Genomic DNA, 20,391 nt, shown 5'->3' with positions numbered 1-20,391 from the left:
CCTCTCTAAATCCATTATACAAATAATAAAGTTATAATGGGTGTTTTAATTGTATTGGGGATATTATTTTTAATTTGAGATATTATTTTTTATTTAAAGTTACTTGACTAAAGTAAGTTACTGTATTACAATCACTTACATAAGGTAATTAAATAACAAAAAGTTTTTTATGTTTTTACTTAAGGTATCTATTGGAACTTTTTACTAGAATAAGAATTTTTATGATGATGAATAATGAATATGATAAGAAAGTTTAGGTGAAGAAAGTGGGATTATTTAGCTCGTTATTTGGTAAAAAAGAAGAAAATACAAAAGTAGAGGGGAATAAAACAATGTCAAAAGTATTATTTGTAAAAGCAAACGATCGTCCAGCGGAGCAAGCAATTAGTTCAAAAATGTATGAAACATTTGTAAGTACTTATAGAGAAGCGAACCCAAATACAGAAATTACAGAGTTAGATTTATTTGCATTAGATCTTCCGTACTACGGAAACATCGCTATTTCAGGTGGATACAAACGTAGTCAAGGAATGGAATTAACAGCAGAAGAAGAGAAGGCTGTAGCAACAGTAGATCAATATTTAAATCAGTTTTTAGAAGCTGATAAAGTTGTATTTGCGTTCCCACTTTGGAACTTCACAGTACCAGCACCATTAATCACATATATTTCATACTTATCTCAAGCTGGAAAAACATTTAAATATACAGCAAATGGCCCAGTAGGTTTAGTTGGTGATAAGAAAGTCGTTGTATTAGGGGCGCGTGGTTCGGATTATTCTTCAGAACAAATGGCTCCTATGGAAATGGCGGTTAATTATGTAACGAATGTGCTTGGGTTCTGGGGAATTACAAATCCAGAGACTGTTGTAATTGAAGGGCACAATCAATATCCAGATCGTTCACAACAAATTGTTGAAGAAGGTTTAGAGAACGTTAAGAAAGTAGCGGCGAAATTTTAATTGATAGTAAATGTAAAAAACCAACATGGATGACCATGTTGGTTTTTTAGTCTATTTCTATGTTAAAAAATGTATATTTATAAAATGAATGAAAAGTTTGAAAATAGTATTGCAAAATATTATATGACAAATTATAATAAGTTCAAGAATAGTTGATAGTCGAATTTAATATTCAGAAAATTCAATTAGTTAAAAATGGAAAATGAGATAAGGAAATTTGAATGGGGGTTATATTATGGCGAATAAAGTACCGTTTTCGTTCATAGTAGTTATTGGATTAATGTTATTTGCACTATTTTTTGGAGCAGGAAATTTAATATTCCCGGCAATGCTCGGTCAATCGGCAGGAGAGAATGTATGGATTGCTAACGCTGGATTTTTAGTAACGGGTGTTGGATTACCACTACTAGGTGTACTAGCATTTGGTTTTTCGGGTAAAGATGATTTACAGTCATTAGCAAGTCGTGCTCACCCAGTATTCGGGATTGTGTTTACAACAGTTTTATACTTAGCGATTGGCCCGTTATTTGCAATACCAAGAACAGGAAATGTTTCTTATGAAATTGGTCTTAAACCGTTTATGCCAGAAGGATTAGGTTCTACACCTTTAATTCTTTTCACAATTGTATTCTTTAGCATCACTTGTTTTTTTTCGCTAAATCCCGCGAAAATTGTCGATATTGTTGGAAAAATCTTAACGCCAATTAAATTAACATTCATCGGTATTTTAGTAATCGTTGCTTTTATTCACCCGATTGGAGAAATGCAAGCACCAGTTGAAGCTTATACATCACACGCATTCTTTAAAGGGTTCCAAGAAGGATACTTAACGATGGACACGCTTGCATCATTCGTATTCGGAATCATCATCATTAATGCAATTAAAGAAAAAGGTGCGAAAACGAAAACGCAAATTATGGTCGTTTGTGCAAAAGCGACAATCATTGCAGCATCTATTTTAGCAATTATCTATACAGCTCTTTCTTATATGGGTGCTTCAAGTGTTGCAAAGCTTGGACATTTAGAGAATGGTGGAGAAGTATTAGCGAAAGTTTCTAACTATTATTTTGGATCATATGGCGGAATATTATTAGGATTAATGATTACAGTAGCGTGTTTAACAACTAGTGTGGGACTTGTATCAGCATGTTCTTCATTCTTCCATAAGTTATTCCCAAATGTTCCTTACAAAGCGATTGCCATCACGCTATGTGTATTTAGTGCAATTGTTGCAAACGTAGGATTAACACAATTAATCGCAGTTTCTGTTCCAGTACTAACAGCAATTTATCCACTAGCAATCGTATTGATTTTCTTAACATTCTTCCATTCATTATTCAAAGGAAGAGCTGAAGTTTATCAAGTGAGCTTAATCGTAACATTTATCATCAGCTTATTCGATGGATTAAGTGCAGCTGGAGTTAACATTGAAGTAGTAAGCCGAGTGTTCACTAAATTCCTTCCGATGCAAGAAGTAGGATTAGGATGGATTTTCCCAGCGATTATCGGTGGATTTATCGGATATGGCAGTAGCGTTTTAAAAGCAAAAAATCAAGTTCAACCAGCTAGTGCGAATAAGAAAATAGGTTAAATAAAAAAGTTATAGAACTTGTTTCTATAACTTTTTTTGTTACTATTGATAAGGATAGAAAAAATAAAGTAGTAGGGGAAATAAAATGAAAAAAACAATTGATCATATCGGCATCGCAGTTCGAGATATAGATAGTACGATACGTTTTTATGAAAATGTGTTACTAGGAACTTTAATAGATCGTTACGTAAGTGAAGCTCCTGGTGTGGAAAGCGAAGTAGCCATTCTTGAAGTGGATGGAGATAGAATTGAATTACTTGCACCGACGAATAATAAGACATCTCCAATTGCCCGTTTTATTAAACAAAAAGGTAAAGGTGTTCATCACGTTGCGTATCGTGTCGATGATTTAGATGTGGCTCTAGAAGATTTAAAAGAACAAGGTATTCGGACATTAGAGCACACACTTCGGATTAATAAGCACGGTAGAAGATTAATATATCTTAACCCAGCGGATACAGAGGGAACAATCATTGAGTATTGTGATTATCCAGAAGAGAAGTAAAGAAATTTTATGATTGAAGAAGGGTATTACGTAATAACGTAATGCCTTTTTTATTTATGTATTTCACACTTTCTTCACAAATAATTCACGATAACCTTTCTTCTTTAGGAACTTACATAAATATATTTTATGATATAATAACAATCGACTTTAAAAATGTAAGTTGTATCTGTGAAGGTAGTTACTATTATATTAGAAGTTTTGAGGTGGAAGAGAAATAAAGAGTTTTACTGTATAGAAGTTTATATTTAATCAGGTTAATATTTATTCAAGTAATCGACTTGGTAAGTAGATGTAATGAAAATAGAGCGATGAGGAAGAAAGAAGTGAAATGAGTGTGAAAGTAATGAGAAGGTTAGGGGCATGGTTATTAATTGTATGTATGCTTATTATATCGATGCCGAAAAGCGCATCTGCTCATGCGTACATTGTGAAATCAAACCCTACTGAAAATGAAACGTTGAAGAAAGCACCATCTGCAGTGAAAATTGAATTTGATGAGGATATACAAGTTTCGCATTTTAATACATTGTTTGTAAGAGATACCTCAGGTACAAGAGTAGATTTAAAAGATGCTCATATTGATAAAGAAAATAAAAAATTATTAGAAGTAGGGTTAAAAGAAAATTTAAAAAACGGACTCTACTCTATTCAGTGGAAAGTGATTTCTGCTGATGGGCATCCCATTCAAGGAGTGATTCCGTTCCGAATTGGGTCAGCAGAAGCGGGAGCAGACGATATACAAGTAGAAGAGATGGGGTATGTCCCGAAAATAGATATGATTATGGAACGTGGAGTTTTATATACAAGTTTCTCACTATTTATAGGAGTGCTATTCTTTAATCTTATTATGTATAAAGGGAATGCAACCTCGGTTCGATCAAGGAGTAAGAACATAATATGGATCTCATTATTGGGTATATTGATTAGCTTATTATTCAATCTGCCATTGCAAGCGAAAATAAATGCTGATGTTTCATGGTTAGAAGCATTCGATCCATTACTATTAAAAGAAACATTACAGCTTTCTGTTTTTGGATATGTGTGGATTACTCAAATGGTTCTTATTAGTTCGCTTATCATTGTTACTTATTTTGCGATGAAGTGTGAGAAGCTGTCGTCGTTTAAAGTATGGAGCATTCCAATACTATTGTTTATCGGGATACTTGTTATGAAAGCCTTTAATAGTCATGCATTTGGTTTAAAGTTTAAAGAGATTGCGGTCGTTATGGACTTTCTACATTTATTCGCAGCTTCGTTATGGGTTGGAGGTCTATCATCCATTATTCTTCTTTTACGTAAAGAGGAAGACAAGTGGAATATGTATTGGGATATGATTAAGCGTTTTTCACCGTGGGCAACAGGTGCTGTCATCGTGATTTTAATAACAGGTCTTTTTAACAGTACATTCTTTATACCAACAATTCATTCGTTATTTGATACGAAGTATGGTTTAGCTTTATTAGCGAAGATACTTTTATTCATTTTCATGGGGATATTGGGAATTGTTCACTATGTGAAAGGGAAAATGAGAGCGGAGCAAGGATTAGGCGCTACGGTGAAAGTAGAGTTTATCATAGGAATTATCATCTTTGTCATCGTAGCTTTTATGACAAACGTACAAACACCACCGATGCCTCCTACTGGACCTTTTACAGAGAGTAAGCAATTAGATAATGGGTATGAACTTACTTTACATGTAAGTCCTAATAAAGTAGGACAAAATACATTCCATATTACTTTAAGGGATGAAAATGGCCAACCTGTTACTGATATGGAGCAAATTATTTTAACTACGCAATCATTGGATATGAACATGGGGAAAGGTTCATTTAAAGTTTCGGCCGTGTCACCAGGAGAATATGAAGCGGAAGGTATGTATATTAACATGACAGGAAACTGGAATATACAAGTGCACGGATTAACAAAATTTCTTGATAGCTTTGATGCGGATTATAAATTTATAGTAGGCGGCAGATAAAGAGAAGGTATAAATAAAAAGGAGTTAATAGAAAATGAAACGTATAAAAAAAATTGGCACAACAATGATCGCAACAATTATTGCAATGGGCATTTTTTCGTTACCTGTTAGTGCGCACGTCACTGTGAAACCAGCAACTTCGGACGTTAATTCTTGGGAGACTTACACGATAAAAGTACCAGTTGAAAAGAATGTAGCAACGACAAAAGTTACATTGAAAATACCGTCTGGAGTGGAATTCCAACAGTATGAACCAGTACCAGGATGGAAAGTGGAAGAGCAAAAAGATAATGCTGGAAAAGTGAAAACTGTAGTATGGGAAGCAACAGGAGAAGGGATTTTACCTGGCCAGTTCCAGCGATTTACTTTCGTCGCTAAAAATCCGGATAAAGAACAAAAAATAGCTTGGGATGCATATCAACAATATAAAGGCGGAGAAATTGTTGAATGGACAGGCGATGAAAAAGCTGAAAAACCACATTCACTTACTACAATTGCAAAAGGTACGTCATTAACAGGAGAACATGGTGAAGTGTCTAGTGTAGAACAGAATAAAGGTACTAGTAATATGCAAGTAATAGCGATTGTCTTATCTATTTTGGCGATTGTATCGTCGGTAGGGGCGTGTGTTTTTGTAGTGCGTCGTAAAAAGTAAGATATAAGAAAGAGCCTACACACAGCAGGCTCTTTTTCATTTTTATTTCACTTCAACCTGCTGCCTTACAGTAAGTGTTTTCGGCTTTATATTTACGAAACAAATACTCACCACAATAAATAATAGTCCGATGAATAAGCTAATAGTAATGGCCTCATGTAAGAAAATTGAACTTACAATAATAGCGATTAGTGGAATAAGAAATGTATAAGCCCCAACTTTACTTGCTTCACCAGCTCCAACAAGAGTGAAGTATGCAAGCCATCCCATTGCAATAACAAAGAATGAAATAAAGAGTAGTACACTAACAAATGGTATACTCCAAGCGATACTAGACCAGCTTTCAAACTCTGAACCAAATCCAATTAAGCAAAGTCCGCCAATAATAAGCTGAAGTGTTACCATCCAAATGGAATTAACGCGGTGCCCAGTCTTCTTAATAAATACTGTGCCAAGTGCCCAGCCAATAGCGCATCCTATCGCGAGAAGGATTCCAATAATAGAAATATGTCCAGTTAAACTACTAGAGCTAATGACACCTACGCCAATAAATCCAAGAACAAGCCCAAAAATTTTTAAGCCGTACATAGATTCTTCAAGCCAAATCCATGAGAAAATGCCGAGTAAAACAGGTTGTAGAAATACAATGGCGGAAAATAACCCAGCGGGCATATATTGAAGGCCTACAGTTTGTAATCCGTAAAATATAATGATGTTAAGTAAAGAAGAAATAACGTATAAATGCCAAGTTTCTTTTAAGTGTAACTCTTTGTATTTCGGTAATGCGAAAAGGAGTAAAATGAAACCTCCAATTAAAGTTCGAACGCCTGCAAATAAAACGGGTGGTGTATAATGCAGGGCAAACTTAGATAAAGGCCAATTGATTCCCCACATGAAAACGAGAAAGGTAAGGATTATGGCCGTCTTAGTTCGAGAAAGCTGTGTCACGGTAAGACCTCCTTGTTGTTATTCATTTCACTATGATATGATATCGACTGTAATAAATAAAATGAATCTTTTTTATAAGGAGTATAAGTGATTAGTTATGACCATTACACAACTGCAAGTATTAATAAAAACTGTTGAGTTAGGTAGTTTTACGAAGGCTGCTCGGGTGTTAAATATGACGCAGCCAGCTGTAAGTCATGCAATTTCAAGTATTGAGTCAGAGTTAGGAGTTACGATTCTTATACGTGATAAACGAAAAGGGCTAATCGTTACGGATGTAGGAAACAGAATTCTTGTGCATATTAGAGAGATTTTGAACGGTGTAGAGAAGATTGAACAAGAAGTTGCGATGGAGAAAGGACACGAAGTTGGGACGATTCGAATTGGGAGTTTTCCGAGTGCCTCTGCACATTTCTTACCCAAAATGATAAACCTTTTTAAGGAGAAGTATCCGAACTTAGAAGTCGTTCTTTGTGAAGGAACGATTAAAGAAGTTGAAGATTGGTTAGTATCGAGGGTTGTTGATATAGGAATTGTTATTTTGCCTAATAAAGATATGGAGATTGTCCCATTAACGAAGGGGAAAATGGTTGCTATCTTAAGAGAGGATCATCCTCTTTGTAAGAAGGATTCTATTGCAATTAGTGATTTAGAGAATGAACCGATCATATTATGTAAGGGTGGATACGAACCACCCATTATTGATATGTTTAAACAAGCAAACGTACCACTTCGGGCTGAGTATGTAATATCAACCGTTACTACAGCTTTAAACATGATTCAAGAAGGGCTAGGTATTGCAATATTAGCCGAATTATCTTTAACGAATTTACCACAGAATGTGCAAACGAGAGAATTGGAACCACAAGTATGGAGAGAAATTGCTTTAGCTGTTCCTTCATTAAAGGATTCCTCCATCGCTGTGCAGCTATTTATTGAAGAATTTCAAGCGCTATTTGCAGAATAAAAAGAGGTGTCTCATATATCATAATGGGACACTTTTTAATTTACTTATAAAAAATCTATGAAAAGGATTGACTTATCTTTTTGTTGTAACTATAATGATTACATCGAGGTGGTGATCACGATGAAAATTAGTAGCCGCTTTTCTATAGCTGTTCATATTTTATCTATTTTGAAAAACAATCCATCTTCACTTTGTACTTCAGACTATATAGCTGAAAGTGTAAACACAAATCCAGTAGTCATTCGTAAAATGATGTCGTACTTGAAACAAGCTGGTTTTGTATATGTAAATCGCGGTCCAGGTGGTGCGGGATTATTAAAGGATTTACATGAAATCACATTGTTAGATGTATACCATGCAGTAAATGTAGTCGAAGAAGACAAACTATTTCATATTCACGAGCAACCAAATCCAGATTGTCCAATCGGAGCAAATATTCAAGCGGTGTTAGAAGTTATATTAATACAAGCGCAATCCGCGATGGAAGAAATTTTGAGAAATATTACGATGGGGCATTTGTTTGAAACTTTGCAAGAAAAAATGAATGCTTAAATCATATTTATATTTTTTATTATTAATGTAACTGATTTGATTACAACTGTAAAGGTAAGGTGTAAAAGTATGACTGTAAAAATGAAAGTATACTCAGATTTTATATGTCCATTTTGTTTTTTAGCAAAAGGTCCATTAGATGAAGTAGCGAAAGAGAAAGATGTAGAAATTGAATGGATGCCATTTGAATTACGTCCAAGTCCATATTCAAAAATAGATCCATGGAATGAGCCAGAAAAATTAGGCTCATGGGATGCTTTTATTCTTCCAACTGCGAAGAAGTTAGGAATCGATATGCGTTTGCCACGTGTTTCACCGCATCCATATACACATTTAGCTTTCGAAGGATGTCAATTTGCGAAAGAACGTGGACTAGGAAATGAGTATCATCACCGCGTATTCACAGCATTTTTCCAAGAAGAGCAAAACATTGAAGATATTGATGTTTTAACAAAATTAGCGGTAGAAGTAGGTCTTCCTGAAGCTGAATTTAAAGATGCTTTAGTAACTCGTAAATATAAAGAAAAGCATCAAGAAGCAATTCAGCATGCATATGATGAAGCAAATATTATGGCTGTTCCAACTGTCATGATTGGAGATGAAGTCATTCAAGGGCTTGCTAGTAAAGAAACGCTACAAAGAGTCATCGATAAAGAAATTGAAAAGGATAAAACAAATTCATTTGAAGGTATGCAATGTAATACAGATGGATATTGCTAATTCGCTTGTTATGAAATAACAAAATAAATTATAAAACAAATATTTGGAGGAATTAAAATGTCAGCAACTACAACAAAATTAAAAGAAGCAATCGTGAACCGTCGTTCTATTCGTAAAGTAACAAAAAACGATGCAATTACGAAAGAAAGAATTGAAGAAGTTTTAAAAACAGCTTTACACGCACCAACATCTTTCAATATGCAAAGTGGTCGTATGGTTGTATTAATGGATGGAGAACATGAAAAGTTTTGGGATATTGTTAAAGAAACACTAAGAGCCCGCGTACCAGCAGAAAACTTTGAAGCGACTGTAGAAAGATTAAAAGGTTTCCATACAGGTGTTGGGACTGTGTTATTCTTTGAAGATCAAGCAACAGTAGAAAAAATGCAAGAAAATGCACCATTATATAAAGATCAGTTCCCATTCTGGTCTCATCAAGGAAATGCAATGTTACAACATACTGTATGGATGTTATTATCGGCTGAAGGAATTGGCGCATCCCTGCAACACTACAATCCAATCGTAGATGCTGAAGTGAAAGAAACTTGGAACATTCCAGCAGAGTGGAGCTTAGTAGGACAAATGCCATTTGGTGAGCCAAATGAACAACCAGGAGAAAGAACTTTCTTACCTACTGAAGATGTAGTGAAATTTTATTAAGAAATTTAATATGTAAAAAGTTAAATAAAAGGAGAGTACATATTAGCCATATATGTACTCTCCTTTCGTATGCAATGTTAAACTCTTACTGCAAGAACGATTTCCTTCATATGAATCGAAGTCTTTCCTTACAATTAAAAATCTATTATGTTTATTATTTTGAAATGACAGTAAACATCCCCGTCATGTTTGGTGAGTAATCCTTAAAATCAAATTTTTCATAGAATGATTCTTTATCTTGTGATGCAAACAAACCGACAAACGCCTTATCAGGGGCATTCTCATGTAAGTATGCAACTAAACGATGCATGATTTCTTTCCCGATACCGTGTTTCTGATACTCTGGATGCACCACTATATCTTGAATATAGAAATAGATAGATTCATCACCAACAATTCTCCCCATGCCGATCATTTGTTCATTATCTTTCACTGTGATGCAGTGAATAGAATTCTTCAGTGAAATATCTGCTACATCAAAATTCATATAATCAGTCCATCCAACAGAATCACACAAATATTTGTACTCTTCTAATGTTGGGATGTTATGTTTAAACTCATATGTTTTCAAAATGTATCCTCCAAGCCCTTAAATTTAACAAGTATATACATTCGACATTTTTTTATCTTTTCCTCTTATGTAACTGAATCCCTTTTAGCTATTGAATTTCGTACAGTTTCCTTATTTGTATTAATTTATAAGAGTTTAGGGGAAAAATATTAGAAATAATGCAGTAGAAAGGGAAGTGGAAAAATGAATGATGAGAAAAAATATACAGTGGTAGGTACTGATGTTGAGGAGGTAAAACGTTTAAATGAAAATTCGGGATTATCGTATAATCAAGTGAAAGAATTATTAGCGAAGCAAATGCAAAAAAAGAAATAATGAAATTGAAATTCTTCATTTTTTCATTTAGCATCCTAATTAGAGAGAGTTATGAGGATAACTCTCTTTTTCAATACATTGGAGCAACTTTTAGAGTGGAGGAAACAACATGAAAAAGTGGGTAAAGGTAACGTTGTCGATCGCTGGAGGTATTGTCCTATTGGCATGTGCCGGAGGATATTACGTGTATAAAAATTATTTTCCAAAGGAACCGGAGCGTATCGTATATGATAAAGATAGAGTGTTAAAACCGATACATAATCAGTTGAAAGGAATTAATATAGAAAATGTAAAGATAAAAGAAAAAGAAGTCGTAAATGCGACTGTAGATGAGCTTCAAAAAATGATTGATGATGAGAAATTATCATATGAAGAATTAACGAGTATTTATCTTTTTAGAATACAAGAACATGACCAAAATGGAATATCATTAAATGCTGTTACAGAGATTAATCCAAATGCAATGGAAGAAGCGCGAAAGCTAGATAAAGAAAGATCTTTCAATAAGAAGTCGAACTTATACGGCATGCCAGTTATCGTAAAAGATAATGTACAAACGGTAAAGGATGCGGCAACGTTATTTAACATAATGGTAAGTTTTGATGAAAAAGATGCTATGACAGAAAAAATGAAAGATAAAGAAAGAATTGATTATACGAAGGACTTATCAATAGACGGATTGAAAGGGAAAAAAGTAGGAGTTCTATTTTCAATAGACCGACAAGATGAAAATAGAAAAGAAGTAGTAGAAAAGATTAGAAAAGACCTTCAAGATGCAGGTGCGATCTTGACTGATGATATTCAGTTAAACGCTGAGGGTGTAGATAATTTGCAAACGTTAGAATATGAGTTCAAACATAATGTTAACGATTATCTTTCAAAGCAAAAAAATGTACCGGTAAAATCGCTAGAAGAGATTATAACGTTTAATAAAAAGGATAGTAATAGACGAATAAAATATGGACAAACATTAATTGAGGGATCTGAAAAATCTGCTATAACAAAAGATGAGGTTCAAAAAGTAGTGCAAACGAGTCAAGAAAATACTAGAAAAGAGCTAGATAGGTATTTAGTAGAAAAAGGTTTGGATGCTTTAGTTATGATTAGCAACGATGAAGTTCTTCTATCAGCTGTAGCTGGCTATCCAGAATTAGCTGTGCCAGCAGGATATGATAACAATGGAGAGCCAGTAGGTGCAGTGTTTGTCGGGAGGCAATTCGGTGAAAAGGATCTGTTCAATATTGGATATGCGTATGAACAACAGTCTAAAAATAGAAGATCACCAAAACTGTAAAAGGGTAAACGAAAAAAAGAGCGCCGCTAAATTATGTTGATCGGCTAATATAAAAAGAATCTAACAATATAAAAAGAAAAAAAGGATTCTGCTCAATTAGTAAGAAAGATTGTCTATAGAAGCTCATAAAATGTAATATATTCAATTTCCATCCATTGAAGGGGGAGGTTAAAACTTAATGAATGAAGTGAAAAATTTCTTTCGAAGCAGAGGGTTTCAACGGTTTCTCGTTTTAATAATAGTAGCGCTTGTATTATACGGATTAAAAAGTATGATTAATTTAATATTGATTACGTTTATACTGACGTTTTTAATGGATCGGTTTCAACGTTTTATTTCAAAGAAGTTGAAAGTGAATCGGAAAATTGTTATCGCATGTTTGTATATCATATTAGTTTCCTTTATTGGCACGACATTGTATAAATATTTACCTGTGCTAACGATACAAATTTCTCAATTAATTTATCAATTTAAGTTGTTTTTTCAAAATCCACCTGATAATGAAATCATTAAATATGCACTCTCAACAATTAATGGGATGGAAGTATCAAAATATATAGAACAAGGTGTAGATGTCATATATCAATCGATTGCAAATATAGGAAAAGTCAGTTTGCAAATACTACTCTCTCTTATTTTAAGTTTATTTTTCTTGTTAGAAAAAGAGCGCATAATATCATTTACTTCGAAATTTAAAGATAGTAGTCTGAAGGTTTTTTATGAGGAGATTGCATATTTTGGCGAAAGGTTTGCAAGATCGTTCGGTAAAGTAATTGAAGCACAGTTTTTAATTGCAGTTGTCAATTGTGTACTCACTGTAATTGCACTTGTGATTTTAGGGTTTCCTCAGCTTCTTGTATTGGCTGTCATGGTCTTTCTACTCGGTTTGATTCCTGTTGCCGGTGTAATCATTTCCTTGTTCCCGCTATGTATTATTGCTTATAACGTAGGTGGAGTTATGTACGTTGTATACATACTTGTGTTCATTACAGTAATCCATGCTCTTGAAAGTTATTTTTTAAACCCGAAGTTCATGTCTGCGAAAACGAATTTACCAATCTTTTATACATTTATGATTCTCATCTTTTCAGAGCATTTCCTTGGAATATGGGGGCTTATTATTGGTATACCAATCTTCATCTTCTTATTAGATGTACTTAATGTAAATAATGAGGAATCAATTAAAAAATAGAAAATAACTGATGTTTTCAATGAGCGAGCAATGAAAAAGCAATCCAAAATAAATTGGATTGCTTTTTTGCATACACGATTAAAGAACAGGTGCCATTGTTTCTTTCAATACTTGAACAGAGTGATCGAATTTTAATTCTTCTTCTTCACTTAATTCCACTTCTAAAATTTCACGAACACCGCCGCGATTTAAAACAGCAGGTACACCGATATAAACATCTTTTTGACCGTATTGGCCTTCTAAGTAAGCTGATACTGTTAATACACTATTTTCGTCGTTTAAAATCGCCTTTGTAACACGTAGAAGTGACATACCAATACCATAGTAAGTTGCCCCTTTTCGCTCGATAATATGGTAAGCTGCATCACGAACGTTTATGAAGATTTTGTCTAAATCTTCTTGCGTGTATGTGTTGTCTTTATCAAGAAGCGTTTGTAGTTTTTGAATACCGACTGATACGTGACTCCAAACAGGAAGTTCCGTATCACCATGTTCACCGATAATATAAGCATGAATGTTGTGTGGACCAATATCGAAATACTCACCTAACATATAGCGGAAACGAGCAGAATCAAGAGTTGTACCAGAACCGATTACGCGTTCTTTTGGTAAACCAGATTCTTTCCAAGTTACGTAAGTTAAAATATCGACAGGATTAGTTGCGATTAAGAAGATACCATCAAATCCGCTATCCATAATACTACGAACGATTTGTTTAAAGATTTTCGCGTTTTTCTCAACTAAATCTAAACGTGTTTCGCCTGGTTTTTGTGGTAATCCAGCCGTAATGACTACAAGATCAGCATCTTTACAATCTTCGTAGCTACCTTTCCATACTCTAGTTGGAGCTGGAGCGAATGGAACAGCATGACTTAAATCCATTGCTTCTCCTTCAGCTTTTGCCTCGTTTACATCAACTAAAACAAATTCTTCAGCTACAGCTTGGTTAATCATGCAGTAAGCATAACTACATCCAACTGCTCCTGTTCCTACTAATACTACACGGTTAATCCCTTTTTTCATTTTAAAATTCCTCGCAATTTCATTGATTTTATTATGTAAGATAATACGTCTTACTTCTATAGATTCATATCTAGTTTATTACATTTTATAAAAGATATTCAAGTATTTGAAAATGTATCCGTGCAATTTCTTGCACGAAACATAGGAAGTCAGTGAACCGAATATAATGCAATAAAATCCTTTATCGAAGGGGAAAAGGGCATGATGCAGCCATTAACGATGGAAAGAATGCTCCATATTATTAATGTGGGGCTCGTAAAAACGAAGAATCCAAAGCAAATTATTATTGCTGGTGCAGGAATTTCAGGATTAGTTGCAGCATCGTTATTGAAAGAATCAGGGCATAGCATAACAATTTTAGAAGCGAATAACCGAATAGGCGGAAGAATATATACGATCCGTGAACCGTTTAGCAGAGGCTTATATTTTAATGCAGGGCCAATGCGAATTCCTGAAACACACGAGTTAACTTTAGCTTACATTCGTAAATTTAAATTACCATTAAATCTTTTTATAAATAAAACCGCTTCAGATATTATTTATACGAATAATATTAAAACGAGATTGAGCGTGTTTGAAAAAAATCCAAGTATACTTGGATATCCCATTGTAGAGAACGAAAAAGGAAAAACAGCAGAAGAGTTAATGTTAGTAGTAATAGAACCAATACTTAATTTTATAAAAAAAGATCCTAATAAAAACTGGATCATCGTTGAAAAAAAGTATAAAACATATTCGCTTGGATCATTTTTAAGCGAGTATTATTCAGATGGAGCAATAGATATGATTGGGGTACTTCTAGATATGGAAGCATATATGGGAATGTCTTTAATTGAAGTATTACGTGAAATGATCTTTTTTACTTCAACGACAAAATATTATGAGATAACGGGCGGAATGGATACATTACCAAATTCATTTTTACCTGAGTTAAAAGATAATATTTTTATGTCGTATAAAGTAGAAAAAATTATACAGGAAGATAGTAAAGTGATGATGCAAGTAACAAATGGACAAACGTTACATCCATTTATGGTAACAGGCGACATTGCTATTATCACAATTCCATTTTCAGCGTTACGATTTGTAGAAGTTCAGCCATATCATTTATTCTCTTATTTTAAAAGACGGGCAATTCGTGAATTAAACTATATAGCTTCGACTAAAATTGCGATAGAGTTTAAAAGTAGATTTTGGGAAAAAGCGAGACAGTGTGGCGGTAAATCTATTACAGATTTACCTATACGATTTACATATTATCCGAGTTATGGCATTCATACACCAGGGGCGGCTATCGTTTTAGCGAGTTATACGTGGGCAGATGAGGCGTTAACGTGGGATAGTCTCCCGCAAAGAGATCGTATACGTTACGCATTAAAAAATTTAGCGGAAATATACGGTGACATCGTCTATAGTGAGTTTGTTACTGGAACATCTTTTAGCTGGAGCCAAAATCCGTATTCTTGCGGCGCATTTACGGCTTTCGAACCAGGTCAAGAGTTAGAGTTATTTCCGTATATTACGCCGCCAGCTGGCAAAGTACACTTTGCAGGAGAGCATACGACATTAACACATGGATGGATGCAAGGAGCAATAGAGTCTGGAATTCGAGTTGCTTATGAAGTAAACGAACAGTGAAGATATATTTACAAATCACTATTCTTTTTATAAAATGATTAATATAAATCGTAATTATTACGCTTTGAATACGTTTGAAATAAAGAAATGGATGGTCGATCAAATGAAAAAAGTAGAAATTCATATATTAGGTGGCTTTTTAGGAAGTGGAAAATCAACATTATTACAAAATTTATTGTTAGCGGAAAAAAAGAAGAATAGAAAAGTTGTAGTATTAATGAATGAAATTGGTGAATACTCGGTAGATACAGATATTATTGGAAAAGAGAATGTTTTAAGGGAACTTCTGAAAGGATGTATTTGTTGTACGCTAAAAGAAGAGCTTGAAATACAATTACACTCGTTATATCAGCAAGAAAGACCAGATGTCATTTATATAGAAACGACAGGTGTTGCACATCCAATTGAAGTGTTAGATGCGTGTGTATCACCAATTTTAGCACCTTTCTTAGAAGTGAAATCAATTGTCGTCGTTTTAGATGCAGTAAGGTGGTTAAATCGAAGTGTATTAAGTGCAAACGTTCAGCAATTATTGCATGAGCAACTGAAGTTTGGTAGCCACATTTTAATTAATAAATCAGATTTACTAACAGATGCGGATAAGAACAAAGTAATTGAAGAAGTGAAAGCAATAAATAATCATGCGAAATTGTTTGAAACAAAATATTGTAATATATCTTTAGAAGACATAGAAGAAGCTGAATTTACGAATGATGGAGAACATGAGACACTACATGTAAAACAGCATTTACATATACAAACGATGACATATCAATTTACGAAATCGATTGATCAAGTTAAATTATACGAATGGCTTTCGAATTTACCAGATAGTATTTATCGTGTAAAAGGATTTGTGAAATTCCATGGAGATAAATACCCGCACTTATTCCAATATTCATTTGGGGTACCAACTTTACTGGAACAAGATTTCGGTTTCCCGACGAATTTGGTAGTAATAGGAGAAGGGCTAGATAAGAAACAATTAGCTGAAGGGTTAGAGAAAGTGGAACTTAATTCTAATTAAGATTAAAGGCCTAACTTATTTTTAAGTTAGGCCTTTTTGTGTGTAGAAAAACACTTGCAGATTTTGTCTAACGACAATAATTGCAAAATTCAGAAATATATTTATAATCAAATCTAAGAGGTGATTCAGGTGTCAGAAAAAATAATAATGGATGTAAAAAATCTAACAACAAAAGGGTTAGAGACGAGAGAGAAATTATTGTGTGCTGCAGAAGAGGTGTTTGGTAGTAAAGGATATTACGAGGCTTCTATTGTGAATATTACACAAGAAGCAAAGGTAGCGCACGGAACTTTCTATAATTACTTTCCATCTAAAAAAGATATATTTGATGAATTGATTCGCAGATTGAACCGTGAGTTACGCTTAATTATTAAAGAAGAAATGAAGAGAATATCAAGTTATGAAGAGGCACAAAGAAGAGGTTTTCAGGCTTTTTTTCGGTGGGTGAAAGATCGACCTAATCTATATAACATTGTACAACAGGCAGTAGTTGTTGATGATAACTTATATAGATGGTATTATGCAAAGCTCGCAAATGGATTTTTAAAAAGTTTATCCGCGGGTATGGAAGCGGGAGAGTTTAAACAACTTGATAAAGAAACAATTGCGTATTGTCTTATGTCAATTGGGCAATTTCTCGGAATGCGATGGGGTTATTGGGAAGAGAAAGATGTTCCGGAAGATGTATTTGAAGCAGCGATGTCATTAATATTTGAAGGATTGAGAAAGAGATAAGGGAGTGGGGAAAATATGCAAGGCATTGCTTATTGGATTGAAAAACGGTCCTATTTACATCCAGATCGCATTGCCATTATTACAGAAGAGGAGGAAATGACATATAAACAGTTACATGAGTATGTAAGTAAAGTAGCCGCATATTTAATTTACGAATTAAATGTGAAAAAAGGAGAAAGGATTGCTATTTTATCGCAAAATAGCTTGGAATATATTGTGCTTTTGTTTGCTATAGCAAAGGTAGAATGTATTGCTGTTCCACTAAATATAAGGTTAACAGAAAATGAACTTATATTTCAGTTGAAAGATAGTGGAACTATAGTTTTATTTGTAGAGGAAACATTTCACAATATGGCATTGTCAATGCAGAAGGTATCGTATGTACAAAGAGTTATTTCGATTACAAGTTTAAAAGAAATAGAAGATAGAAAAATTGACAACTTTGAAGAGATAAATGAAAGCGCATCCTTTATTATATGTTATACATCAGGGACAACTGGAAAACCGAAAGGAGCCGTACTTACACAAGAAAATATGTTTTGGAATGCGCTTAATAATACATTTGCGATTGACTTAACTATTCACGACCGCTCCATTGTATTATTACCTTTATTTCATATTGGTGGGATTGGTTTATTCGCATTTCCAACTTTATTTGCAGGTGGCGTAATCATTATTCCAAGAAAATTCGAACCAACCACAGCTCTTTCCATGATAGAAAAACATAAAGTAACTGTAGTGATGGGTGTACCTACAATTCATCAAGCATTAATTAATTGCGCAAAGTTTGAAACTACAAATTTACAATCAGTTCGCTGGTTTTATAACGGTGGTGCTCCATGTCCAGAAGAGTTGATGAGAGAATTTATAGATAGAGGATTTTTATTTGGGCAAGGCTTTGGTATGACTGAGACATCACCAACCGTATTTATGCTTTCAGAAGAAGATGCAAGACGTAAAGTAGGATCAATTGGGAAACCAGTTCTGTTTTGTGAGTATGTACTTATTGATGAAAACAAAAATAAAGTTGAGGTTGGTGAAGTTGGAGGATTACTTATAAGAGGGCCGAATGTAATGAAAGAGTATTGGAATCGGCCAGATGCAACAGAAGAAACGATTCAAGATGGTTGGTTATATACGGGAGATTTAGCTAAAGTTGATGAAGATGGTTTTGTATACATTGTCGGTAGAAAAAAAGATATGATAATTTCCGGTGGTGAAAATATTTATCCACTTGAAGTAGAGCAGGTCATTAATAAGATTTCGGAGGTATATGAGGTAGCGGTCGTTGGTAGGCAACATGTAAAGTGGGGGGAGATTCCAATCGCCTTTATTGTGAAAAATAGTAGCAGTGAATTAACTGAAAAAGAAGTCATTGAACATTGTCGTTTATTTCTAGCAAAATATAAACTTCCAAAAGAAATTGTGTTTCTAGAGGAATTGCCTAAAAATGCAACTGGTAAAATTCAAAAAGCACAGTTAGCAAATCAATTGAAAAGCAGGTGAAGAGATGACGATGTATAGCGCTGGTCAACAGGCATCATGTAGTAAAACAATAACAGAAACAGATTTTGTATTATTTGCAGGTTTGAGTGGAGATTTTAATCCAATTCATATTGATCATGAGTATGCGAAACAAACTAGATTTAATCAAAGAATAGCACATGGTTTACTAACTTCTAGTCTATTATCACAATTACTTGGGATTCATTTACCTGGAAAAGGATCCGTTTATATGGAACAAACTATTAAATTTACAGCACCAGTCTTTATAGGAGATACGGTTACAGCTACGGCAACAGTACAAGAATTTATGATAGAAAAGAGAGTTTTGAAATTGTTAACGGAGTGTCATAACCAAAAAGGAGCTTTAGTATTAACTGGTGTAGCAACTATGATGGTACCAAAAGAAGGAGGAGTAGTCTAATGAATATTGGGATTGAAGCGACTGGTGTTTTCTTCCCAAAAGACGTAGAGACGGCGGCAGACCTATCTCAAAAAACAGGTATCCCTGAGAATATTATTATAGAAAAGTTTGGATTATATGAAAAACATGTCGCAGATGAAACGATGCATGCATCAGATTTAGCTATTGCTGCTGCAAAGCCAATATTATTACAAGTAGAGCCTCAATCTATTGATGTAGTCATTTATTTTGGCAGTCCACATAAAGATTACCACGTATGGTCAAGTGCCCCAAAAATTCAGCATGAACTTGGATTGAAAAATGCTTATGCTTTTGAAATTATGAATGTTAGTTCTTGCTTTCCTATTGCTCTCAAAGTCGCAAAAGATATGCTTTACTCCGATAACTCAATTGAAAATATATTATTAGTAGGTGGATGTAAAGAATCTCAAATTGTAGATTATGATAATCCACGCTCACGTTTTATGTTTAATTTCGCTGATGGCGGAAGCGCAGCTTTAGTGAAAAAGGACGCTAAAAACGGTGAAATATTAGGAAGTGCGATTAAAACAGATGGTTCATTTCATGAAGATGTACGTATTCCAGCAGGTGGATCAAAGCAGGTTGCGAGCTATGAGACAGTTGAGAATCGACAACATTATATTGATGTAATAGATCCTAATAGTATGAAAGAACGTCTAGACCGGGTTTCAATCTCTAATTTTGACAAGGTGATTCGGGAGGCGTTAAGAAAAAGTGGATTTACTCCTAAAGATATTAAAGTATTGTTACCACTGCATACAAAACGTTCTATGCTAATAGAATTGATACAGGGGCTAGGGCTAGAAGAAGAACAAGTTGTATATTTAGATCATTATGGACATATGTCAGCGCTTGATCCTTGTATTGGTCTTCACTTTGCAAATGAACAGGGAAAATTAAAGGCCGGAGATATTGCAGTAGTAGTTAGTGCAGGGACTGGGTATACGTGGGCAGCGACTGTAATTAGGTGGTGAAAAATACTAGATGGATACATGATAAATGGAGGTGTTTGGAAAGAGGCGGCGAATGTAAAGGTACTTCACTAAATTTTTTTAACAGATTTGTTTGTATGATTTAAAGGAAAAGTCATAATTACGGATGGGTAACTTT

General features: G+C 34.2%; 21 protein-coding genes. 18 read left to right on the top strand and 3 right to left on the bottom strand.

Going from position 1 to position 20,391, the window contains the following annotated elements; genetic code table 11:
* Positions 1-266 precede the first annotated feature (266 nt).
* The 5 genes from QEP67_RS18475 (at position 267) to QEP67_RS18455 (ending at position 5,691) form a co-directional block, all read left to right on the top strand.
* Positions 267-959, top strand: coding sequence for an FMN-dependent NADH-azoreductase (locus QEP67_RS18475; RefSeq protein WP_000522522.1), 693 nt, complete (start codon positions 267-269; stop codon positions 957-959).
* Between the two features lie 235 nt (positions 960-1,194).
* Positions 1,195-2,550 carry a branched-chain amino acid transport system II carrier protein gene (gene brnQ / locus QEP67_RS18470; protein ID WP_001284771.1) on the top strand — a complete coding sequence of 452 codons (1,356 nt, stop codon included), beginning with the start codon at positions 1,195-1,197 and terminating at the stop codon, positions 2,548-2,550.
* A gap of 85 nt (positions 2,551-2,635) precedes the next feature.
* The gene (locus QEP67_RS18465; protein ID WP_000750847.1) at positions 2,636-3,055 is read left to right on the top strand and encodes a VOC family protein; all 420 of its coding nucleotides are present in this window, start codon (positions 2,636-2,638) and stop codon (positions 3,053-3,055) included.
* Positions 3,056-3,386: 331 nt separating this feature from the next.
* The gene (locus QEP67_RS18460; protein ID WP_000114314.1) at positions 3,387-5,036 is read left to right on the top strand and encodes a copper resistance CopC/CopD family protein; all 1,650 of its coding nucleotides are present in this window, start codon (positions 3,387-3,389) and stop codon (positions 5,034-5,036) included.
* A gap of 34 nt (positions 5,037-5,070) precedes the next feature.
* A complete protein-coding gene (locus QEP67_RS18455) occupies positions 5,071-5,691 on the top strand; it encodes a DUF1775 domain-containing protein (RefSeq protein WP_000821377.1) in 621 nt (206 codons plus the stop codon).
* Positions 5,692-5,733: 42 nt separating this feature from the next.
* On the opposite strand, the gene QEP67_RS18450 is transcribed toward QEP67_RS18455, so the two are convergent.
* The gene (locus QEP67_RS18450; RefSeq protein WP_000192803.1) at positions 5,734-6,639 is read right to left on the bottom strand and encodes a DMT family transporter; all 906 of its coding nucleotides are present in this window, start codon (positions 6,637-6,639) and stop codon (positions 5,734-5,736) included.
* A 97-nt stretch (positions 6,640-6,736) separates the two neighbouring features.
* On the opposite strand from QEP67_RS18450, the gene QEP67_RS18445 reads away from it, so the two are divergent.
* From QEP67_RS18445 to QEP67_RS18430, 4 genes are all read left to right on the top strand, one after another.
* Positions 6,737-7,606 (top strand): LysR family transcriptional regulator, encoded by an 870-nt coding sequence (locus QEP67_RS18445; protein WP_000156765.1) that lies wholly within the window; start codon positions 6,737-6,739, stop codon positions 7,604-7,606.
* A gap of 120 nt (positions 7,607-7,726) precedes the next feature.
* Positions 7,727-8,158: an Rrf2 family transcriptional regulator gene (locus QEP67_RS18440; protein ID WP_000704066.1), complete on the top strand. Its 432-nt coding sequence runs from the start codon at positions 7,727-7,729 to the stop codon at positions 8,156-8,158.
* 69 nt (positions 8,159-8,227) lie between these two features.
* Positions 8,228-8,878 (top strand): DsbA family oxidoreductase, encoded by a 651-nt coding sequence (locus QEP67_RS18435; RefSeq protein ID WP_000216675.1) that lies wholly within the window; start codon positions 8,228-8,230, stop codon positions 8,876-8,878.
* A gap of 57 nt (positions 8,879-8,935) precedes the next feature.
* Positions 8,936-9,538, top strand: coding sequence for a nitroreductase family protein (locus tag QEP67_RS18430; RefSeq protein ID WP_001277006.1), 603 nt, complete (start codon positions 8,936-8,938; stop codon positions 9,536-9,538).
* Between the two features lie 154 nt (positions 9,539-9,692).
* On the opposite strand, the gene QEP67_RS18425 is transcribed toward QEP67_RS18430, so the two are convergent.
* Positions 9,693-10,109 (bottom strand): GNAT family N-acetyltransferase, encoded by a 417-nt coding sequence (locus QEP67_RS18425; protein ID WP_000860617.1) that lies wholly within the window; start codon positions 10,107-10,109, stop codon positions 9,693-9,695.
* 183 nt (positions 10,110-10,292) lie between these two features.
* Between QEP67_RS18425 and QEP67_RS18420 the strand changes: the two genes are divergently transcribed.
* The 3 genes from QEP67_RS18420 (at position 10,293) to QEP67_RS18410 (ending at position 12,910) form a co-directional block, all read left to right on the top strand.
* Complete coding sequence (locus QEP67_RS18420; RefSeq protein WP_000997338.1) at positions 10,293-10,424, top strand: hypothetical protein; 132 nt, start codon at positions 10,293-10,295, stop codon at positions 10,422-10,424.
* Positions 10,425-10,533: 109 nt separating this feature from the next.
* Positions 10,534-11,718 (top strand): amidase family protein, encoded by a 1,185-nt coding sequence (locus tag QEP67_RS18415; protein ID WP_000759443.1) that lies wholly within the window; start codon positions 10,534-10,536, stop codon positions 11,716-11,718.
* A gap of 178 nt (positions 11,719-11,896) precedes the next feature.
* Positions 11,897-12,910, top strand: coding sequence for an AI-2E family transporter (locus QEP67_RS18410; protein ID WP_001006582.1), 1,014 nt, complete (start codon positions 11,897-11,899; stop codon positions 12,908-12,910).
* A 78-nt stretch (positions 12,911-12,988) separates the two neighbouring features.
* On the opposite strand, the gene QEP67_RS18405 is transcribed toward QEP67_RS18410, so the two are convergent.
* On the bottom strand, positions 12,989-13,933 hold the full coding sequence (locus tag QEP67_RS18405) for an L-lactate dehydrogenase (RefSeq protein ID WP_000715320.1): 945 nt from the start codon (positions 13,931-13,933) through the stop codon (positions 12,989-12,991).
* Between the two features lie 201 nt (positions 13,934-14,134).
* Here QEP67_RS18405 and QEP67_RS18400 point away from each other — a divergent pair, with 201 nt between their 5' ends.
* The 6 genes from QEP67_RS18400 to QEP67_RS18375 all read left to right on the top strand — a co-directional run bounded on the left by QEP67_RS18400 (position 14,135) and on the right by QEP67_RS18375 (position 20,255).
* Entirely contained in the window at positions 14,135-15,571 is a 1,437-nt protein-coding gene (locus QEP67_RS18400) for an FAD-dependent oxidoreductase (RefSeq protein ID WP_000983554.1), read from the top strand.
* A 103-nt stretch (positions 15,572-15,674) separates the two neighbouring features.
* Positions 15,675-16,598, top strand: coding sequence for a GTP-binding protein (locus QEP67_RS18395; protein ID WP_000754945.1), 924 nt, complete (start codon positions 15,675-15,677; stop codon positions 16,596-16,598).
* Positions 16,599-16,727: 129 nt separating this feature from the next.
* Positions 16,728-17,333: a TetR/AcrR family transcriptional regulator gene (locus QEP67_RS18390; RefSeq protein ID WP_001290802.1), complete on the top strand. Its 606-nt coding sequence runs from the start codon at positions 16,728-16,730 to the stop codon at positions 17,331-17,333.
* Positions 17,334-17,348: 15 nt separating this feature from the next.
* Positions 17,349-18,839: an o-succinylbenzoate--CoA ligase gene (locus tag QEP67_RS18385; protein WP_353706359.1), complete on the top strand. Its 1,491-nt coding sequence runs from the start codon at positions 17,349-17,351 to the stop codon at positions 18,837-18,839.
* A 4-nt stretch (positions 18,840-18,843) separates the two neighbouring features.
* Positions 18,844-19,260, top strand: coding sequence for a MaoC family dehydratase (locus tag QEP67_RS18380; protein WP_000180111.1), 417 nt, complete (start codon positions 18,844-18,846; stop codon positions 19,258-19,260).
* The gene (locus tag QEP67_RS18375; RefSeq protein ID WP_001020498.1) at positions 19,260-20,255 is read left to right on the top strand and encodes a 3-oxoacyl-ACP synthase; all 996 of its coding nucleotides are present in this window, start codon (positions 19,260-19,262) and stop codon (positions 20,253-20,255) included. The genes QEP67_RS18380 and QEP67_RS18375 overlap by 1 nt, the downstream gene beginning before the upstream one ends.
* The last annotated feature ends 136 nt before the right edge of the window (positions 20,256-20,391 follow it).

Origin of the sequence: Bacillus cereus group sp. MS39 (genome assembly GCF_040448665.1) — a bacterium.
Lineage (GTDB): Bacteria > Bacillota > Bacilli > Bacillales > Bacillaceae_G > Bacillus_A > Bacillus_A wiedmannii.
This window is presented reverse-complemented; position numbering and strand designations above follow the sequence as displayed.

Bases quoted from the DNA above. Each gene is read 5' to 3' on its own strand.
- QEP67_RS18410 (WP_001006582.1), top strand. From the start codon at position 11,897: ATGAATGAAGTGAAAAATTTCTTTCGAAGCAGAGGGTTTCAACGGTTT.
- QEP67_RS18460 (WP_000114314.1), top strand. From the start codon at position 3,387: ATGAGTGTGAAAGTAATGAGAAGGTTAGGGGCATGGTTATTAATTGTA.
- QEP67_RS18445 (WP_000156765.1), top strand. From the start codon at position 6,737: ATGACCATTACACAACTGCAAGTATTAATAAAAACTGTTGAGTTAGGT.
- QEP67_RS18385 (WP_353706359.1), top strand. From the start codon at position 17,349: ATGCAAGGCATTGCTTATTGGATTGAAAAACGGTCCTATTTACATCCA.
- QEP67_RS18375 (WP_001020498.1), top strand. From the start codon at position 19,260: ATGAATATTGGGATTGAAGCGACTGGTGTTTTCTTCCCAAAAGACGTA.
- brnQ (WP_001284771.1), top strand. From the start codon at position 1,195: ATGGCGAATAAAGTACCGTTTTCGTTCATAGTAGTTATTGGATTAATG.
- QEP67_RS18415 (WP_000759443.1), top strand. From the start codon at position 10,534: ATGAAAAAGTGGGTAAAGGTAACGTTGTCGATCGCTGGAGGTATTGTC.
- QEP67_RS18380 (WP_000180111.1), top strand. From the start codon at position 18,844: ATGACGATGTATAGCGCTGGTCAACAGGCATCATGTAGTAAAACAATA.
- QEP67_RS18440 (WP_000704066.1), top strand. From the start codon at position 7,727: ATGAAAATTAGTAGCCGCTTTTCTATAGCTGTTCATATTTTATCTATT.
- QEP67_RS18435 (WP_000216675.1), top strand. From the start codon at position 8,228: ATGACTGTAAAAATGAAAGTATACTCAGATTTTATATGTCCATTTTGT.
- QEP67_RS18420 (WP_000997338.1), top strand. From the start codon at position 10,293: ATGAATGATGAGAAAAAATATACAGTGGTAGGTACTGATGTTGAGGAG.
- QEP67_RS18465 (WP_000750847.1), top strand. From the start codon at position 2,636: ATGAAAAAAACAATTGATCATATCGGCATCGCAGTTCGAGATATAGAT.
- QEP67_RS18430 (WP_001277006.1), top strand. From the start codon at position 8,936: ATGTCAGCAACTACAACAAAATTAAAAGAAGCAATCGTGAACCGTCGT.
- QEP67_RS18455 (WP_000821377.1), top strand. From the start codon at position 5,071: ATGAAACGTATAAAAAAAATTGGCACAACAATGATCGCAACAATTATT.
- QEP67_RS18395 (WP_000754945.1), top strand. From the start codon at position 15,675: ATGAAAAAAGTAGAAATTCATATATTAGGTGGCTTTTTAGGAAGTGGA.
- QEP67_RS18400 (WP_000983554.1), top strand. From the start codon at position 14,135: ATGATGCAGCCATTAACGATGGAAAGAATGCTCCATATTATTAATGTG.
- QEP67_RS18405 (WP_000715320.1), bottom strand. From the start codon at position 13,933: ATGAAAAAAGGGATTAACCGTGTAGTATTAGTAGGAACAGGAGCAGTT.